Annotated in this window: 4 protein-coding genes; all 4 read left to right on the forward strand. The window is 56.4% G+C overall.

Going from position 1 to position 5,501, the window contains the following annotated elements:
- Positions 1-144 precede the first annotated feature (144 nt).
- Complete coding sequence (locus tag AUK29_01695; protein OIP65987.1) at positions 145-1,413, forward strand: diaminopimelate decarboxylase; 1,269 nt, start codon at positions 145-147, stop codon at positions 1,411-1,413.
- Positions 1,414-1,463: 50 nt separating this feature from the next.
- On the forward strand, positions 1,464-3,641 hold the full coding sequence (locus tag AUK29_01700; GenBank protein OIP65990.1) for a hypothetical protein: 2,178 nt from the start codon (positions 1,464-1,466) through the stop codon (positions 3,639-3,641).
- Positions 3,641-4,345 carry a hypothetical protein gene (locus AUK29_01705; protein ID OIP65988.1) on the forward strand — a complete coding sequence of 235 codons (705 nt, stop codon included), beginning with the start codon at positions 3,641-3,643 and terminating at the stop codon, positions 4,343-4,345. The genes AUK29_01700 and AUK29_01705 overlap by 1 nt, the downstream gene beginning before the upstream one ends.
- A 34-nt stretch (positions 4,346-4,379) precedes the next feature.
- The coding region (locus tag AUK29_01710) for a ribosomal protein S12 methylthiotransferase RimO (GenBank protein OIP65989.1) at positions 4,380-5,501 on the forward strand (1,122 nt) is incomplete at its 3' end.

The following is a 5,501-nucleotide window of genomic DNA, read 5'->3' on the forward strand; positions in this document are numbered from 1 at the left end:
GGTGGGAGGGGATGAAGGGGAGGGGGGTAACAAGCTGAATTCACAGCATTTCTCACCCTCTCCCATTCAAGGGAGAGGGGGTTTTTTAGACTTTTTACGAGTTCATCAATGGTAAGCCCCGTTAGAAAGCGGAGTCTTTAATCCATGCATCATTTTCATTACAAGGGCGATGACCTCTACTGCGAAGAAGTCCCTGTGAGCCGGGTGGCCGAAGAGGTGGGAACGCCCCTTTACCTCTACAGTACCGCTACCCTGGAGCGGCACTACCATGCCTTCGAGGATGCGCTCAGGGATACGGATCACCTGGTCTGCTACTCGGTCAAGGCCAATTCCAATCTCGCTCTCCTCTCTCTCTTCGCCAGGCTCGGATCCGGGTTTGACATCGTCTCCGGGGGCGAGCTCTTTCGGACGCTCAAAGGCGGCGGGAATCCCGGCAGGATCGTCTTCTCCGGCGTGGGCAAGACCGAAGAGGAGATTGAAAATGCGCTCTATGCCGGCATCTTGATGTTCAATGTGGAATCCATTCAGGAACTCCATGAGATTGACCGGATCGCCGGAAGCATGAGGAAGACCGCCAGGATCTCGTTCCGTGTGAATCCGGACGTGGACCCCCGGACCCATCCGTATATCGCCACGGGCCTCAAGAAGAGCAAGTTCGGAATCCCCATTGAGGAGGCCGGGGAGGCCTACCGCCTGGCCCGGACCCTCCCCCATGTGGAGACGGTGGGCGTGGATTGCCATATCGGATCCCAGCTCACCGAACTCAGCCCGTTTGAAGACGCCTTGAATCGGCTCAGAGAACTGATCAACTCCCTCCGGGAGGATGGTTTTACGATCCGCTATCTGGACCTGGGGGGCGGGCTCGGGATCAATTATGACGAAGAAGAGCCGCCGCATCCCACCGAGTACGGGAAGATGCTGATCGAAAAGACCCGGGGACTCAACTGCACCCTGATCTTTGAACCGGGCAGGGTCATTGCAGGGAACGCGGGCGCCCTGATCACGCGGGTCCTTTATACCAAGGAGAATCTTGGAAAAAATTTCACCATCGTGGATGCGGGGATGAACGACCTGATCCGGCCCAGCCTCTACGGGGCCTATCACAAAATCCTTCCGGTGCAGAGGAGAATATCGGAAAAGGCAGCGGCTGACGTGGTCGGCCCGATCTGTGAGTCCGGTGACTTCATGGCCCAGGACAGGGAGATCCAGCCGAGCAGCAGGGGAGACCTCCTATCCGTCATGTCCGTGGGGGCCTACGGTTTTGTGATGTCTTCGAATTACAATTCCAGGCCCAGGGCGGCCGAGGTCCTGGTATCCGAAGACCGGTTTTATGTGGTCCGCGCCCGGGAGACCCTTGAGGATTTGATCCATGGGGAATCCATTCCGGACTTTTTAAGAGGTGAGCCACTGTGAAGCAGCTCCTTAAAAACCGGCGGTTCAACGAAGGACTTGGGGTGGTCCTGATGGGAGCCATGCTCTTTATCCTGATCAGCCTCCTGACCTATCACAACAGCGACCTTTCATTCACCACCCCTGGAAACGGCCGGGTGGTCAATTACGGAGGCCTGGTCGGTTCCTATACGGCCGATATCCTCTACCATCTCTTCGGCGCCGCCGCCTATCTCTTCCCTCTCTTTATCTTCCTCTTTGCCGGGACCCGGTTTAAGAACCAGGAGTGGGACGGGAGGAGGGCTCTCTACCATGGCATCGGGGGGGTTCTCCTTGTGCTCTCGTTCTCCACCTTCCTGAGCCTGGAATACGAGACCCTTCAGATCTTTTCTCAGACCATCCATAAGGGCGGCGGCCTTTTGGGGCAAGGGCTCTCTTCGATGATGCTGCATCTGTTCGCAAAGCTGGGGACCTACCTGATCGTACTGATCATCCTGCTGATCTCATTCATGATTTCTACGGGGTTTTCCATCCTCTCCTTTTCCATAAAGAGTTACGCCGTTCTCAAAACCCTTTATGAGAAGGGAAAAGACCGATATATCCGTCAGAGGGAAAAGGAACAGAAGACCGAGGTCTTCAAGAAAAAAATCGAGATCAAAAGCAGACTGCCCAAGCCCAAGGTGGAGGAGAAAAAAGAGATTTCCAAGGGGATCGAGGTCTTTCAGGAAGAACTCGATCTTCACACCGCGGACGGGGACTACCGCCTCCCGCCGGTTACGCTCCTGGAAGATCCCCCGGAATCCGAAAGAAAGGTCAGCCGTGAGGAGCTGCTGATGAATTCCGAGATCCTGGAAAAGAAGCTCGCCGACTTCGGGATCCACGGGCAGGTGACCGAGGTCCATCCCGGGCCCGTGGTCACCATGTACGAATACCAGCCCGCGCCCGGGATCAAGGTGAGCAAGATCGTCAACCTGGCCGATGATCTGGCCATGGCCATGCGGGCGGTCCGGGTCCGGATCGTGGCGCCGCTCCCCGGAAAGGCCGCGGTGGGGATCGAGATCCCGAACAACAACCGGGAAGACGTCTATATGAAAGATATTCTCACCTCGGAAAGTTATCAAAAGGTCCCGTCCAAGCTCAAGCTCGCCCTGGGCAAGAATATCTTCGGGGAGCCGTTCCATTACGACCTGGCCAAGATGCCGCATCTCCTGGTGGCCGGCGCCACGGGTTCCGGGAAATCCGTGGCCGTGAATGCCATGATCATCAGTCTCCTCTTCAACGCCAGCCCCGAAGAGGTGCGGATGATCCTGGTGGATCCCAAGATGCTGGAACTTTCCACCTACGACGGGATCCCCCACCTCATCACTCCGGTGGTGACCGACTCCAGAAAAGCGGCCGGGGCGCTCTTCTGGGCCGTCAAGGAGATGGAGCGGCGCTATATCCTTCTATCGGAAAAAGGTGTGCGGAATATCATCGGTTTCAACCGGACCATTGAAAAGGAGATCAAGGAATGGGCGCAGAAAAAAAAGGGCCTTTTGCTGGATAAAAATCAGGAGCAGGATCCGGGAGAGAAACCTCAAAAGCTCCCCTATCTCGTGATCGTGATCGATGAACTGGCGGATCTGATGATGGTCGCCGGAAGGAATGTGGAAGAGGCCATCACCAGGCTCTCCCAGATGGCCCGTGCCGCGGGTATCCATCTCATCATGGCCACCCAGCGCCCTTCCACCGATGTGATTACAGGAATCATCAAGGCCAATTTCCCGGCCCGGATCTCATTCCAGGTCTCATCCAAGTATGATTCGAGGACCATCCTCGATACCGTCGGCTCCGAGCACCTCCTCGGCAAGGGGGATATGCTCTTCATGCCGCCGGCCTCCTCGCAGCTCATCCGTCTCCACGGCTCATTCCTGTCGGACGACGACATCAGAAAGGTGGTTGATTTCGTGAAGAAGCAGGGGAATCCGGAATATGACGAGGAGGTCCTCACCGTAGGGCTCGAGTCCGAATCGGATCAGGAAGAGGAGGAACCCTACGATGAATTCTATGATGCCGCGGTGCAACTGGTGATCGAAAGCCGTCAGGCATCCATCTCCATGCTCCAGCGCAGGCTCCGCGTGGGCTACAACCGGGCGGCGCGTATGATCGAGCGCATGGAAAAAGAGCGTGTAGTCGGGCCGGCGGACGGCGCCCGGCCCCGCGAGGTTCTGGTCGGGAAAGATTTCAATATTAATGATGGAGGAAGTAGATAATGAGATCTTTTAGAACATCTCTTTTCAGGAACGTACGGTTTTGTCTTCTTGCTGCGCTCCTTTTTCTTGCGTGCCTCTCGGCCCGGGCTTTTGCCGACGGCGCCCCCGCCCTGGACCTTTCAACTGTGATTCAGAAGGTGGAGGAACATTATAAGGCTATGACCGATCTTCAGGCGCATTTCATCCAACTGGCCCGGATCCTTTCTTTTCCGCAGGACCAGCGTTCCGAAGGAACGGTCTATCTCAAGCGGAACCGGATGATGCGCTGGGACTACGAGACCCCGTCAAAAGACCAGTATTTTATCCACGGGGATATGGTCATCTATTACGCCCCTGACGTGAAACAGGCCCGGCGTATCAATCTCAGCGGCAGGGAAGGGATCCGCTCCCCCATGGTCTTCTTCGAAGGCCTGAGATCAGCGGAGGCGGACTATACGATCTCCTTCAACAAGGACCCGAACTTCGACCGCTCCACTCGGTATATCCTGGAACTTAAGCCCAGAGACCAGAAAAAGATCCCGCTCCTGAAGATCCTTCTCTTCATCAGCAAGACCGACTTCCAGGTGGAGCGGGTGGACCAGTATGACCTCTACAAGAATGTGACCGAGCTTCATTTCCGTGATAATCGGACCAACCAGGACCTCCCGGATTCGCTCTTCGTTTTCCAGCCTCCGGAAGGGGTGGAGGTGATCAATCAGCCATGAGGGACGGCTTCGTAAAAAATCGATCGGGTGCAAGATGAAGAGGGAAAAAATCGGCCTGGTCTCGCTCGGGTGCCCCAAAAATCTGGTGGACAGCGAAGAGATGCTCGGGCGGCTGGCCGGGGCCGGTTATGAGTTTACATCAAAGGAGGAGGAGGCTGACCTGATCCTGATCAACACCTGCGGATTCATTGAGTCCGCCAAGGAGGAGTCCATCGATACCATTCTCTCCTACTGTGAAAGAAGGGCCCATGGCGGACTCAAAGGGCTTCTGGTCACCGGCTGCCTGGCGGAGCGGTACGCCGGTGAACTTCAAAGCGAGATCCCGGAGGTGGACCGTTTTCTCCCGCTCCGGGAAGAGAAGAAGATCGTCGAGGTGGTGGACCGGATTTTGTCCGTAAAAAACCCGCTTCCTGAAGAGGCAGCGCAAACTGCTCATCCGCAAAAGCGCACGATCCTGACCCCGTTCTACACCGCGTACCTGAAGATCTCCGAAGGATGCAGCAACCGGTGCGCCTACTGTGCCATCCCCCTGATCCGAGGGCCGCAAAAAAGCAGGAAGAACCAGGATCTGGTCAGCGAGGCCGAGGATCTTTGCGAGAGAGGCGTAAGGGAGATCATCCTTATCGGGCAGGACATCGCCGGGTTCGGCAGCGACCGGAGAGAGCCTGGGAATCTGATCCCCCTGATCAGAGGGTTGTCCCAAATCGGAGGCCTCGAATGGATCCGGCTCATGTATGTGCATCCGGACCACCTCACCCATGATCTCATCACCCTCATGGCCGAGGAGCCCAAGATCGTCCCTTACCTGGATCTTCCCATCCAGCATATCAACGATGCCGTCCTCAAGAGCATGAACCGTAAGTCAGGCTCTTCAGCCATCCGCGAACAGATCAAGAAACTCCGGAAGGCTGTCCAGGGACTGGTCCTGAGAACGACCCTCATGGTCGGCTTCCCGGGCGAAACCGAAGACGCCTTCCGGGAACTATGCGGCTTTGTTTCAGAGACCCGCTTCGACCATCTCGGCGCCTTTGCGTACTCACAGGAAGAGGGAACGCAGGCGGCAGAGCTTCCGGACCAGATCGCAGATGAGATCAAGACCGAACGGCTGAATACGATCCTAAACCTTCAGGCCGGCATATCCAAACAGAAAAACCGG

It is taken from the genome of Nitrospirae bacterium CG2_30_53_67 (assembly GCA_001873285.1).
Lineage (GTDB): Bacteria > CG2-30-53-67 > CG2-30-53-67 > CG2-30-53-67 > CG2-30-53-67 > CG2-30-53-67.

Bases quoted from the DNA above. Each gene is read 5' to 3' on its own strand.
- AUK29_01705 (OIP65988.1), top strand. From the start codon at position 3,641: ATGAGATCTTTTAGAACATCTCTTTTCAGGAACGTACGGTTTTGTCTT.
- AUK29_01695 (OIP65987.1), top strand. From the start codon at position 145: ATGCATCATTTTCATTACAAGGGCGATGACCTCTACTGCGAAGAAGTC.
- AUK29_01700 (OIP65990.1), top strand. From the start codon at position 1,464: ATGGGAGCCATGCTCTTTATCCTGATCAGCCTCCTGACCTATCACAAC.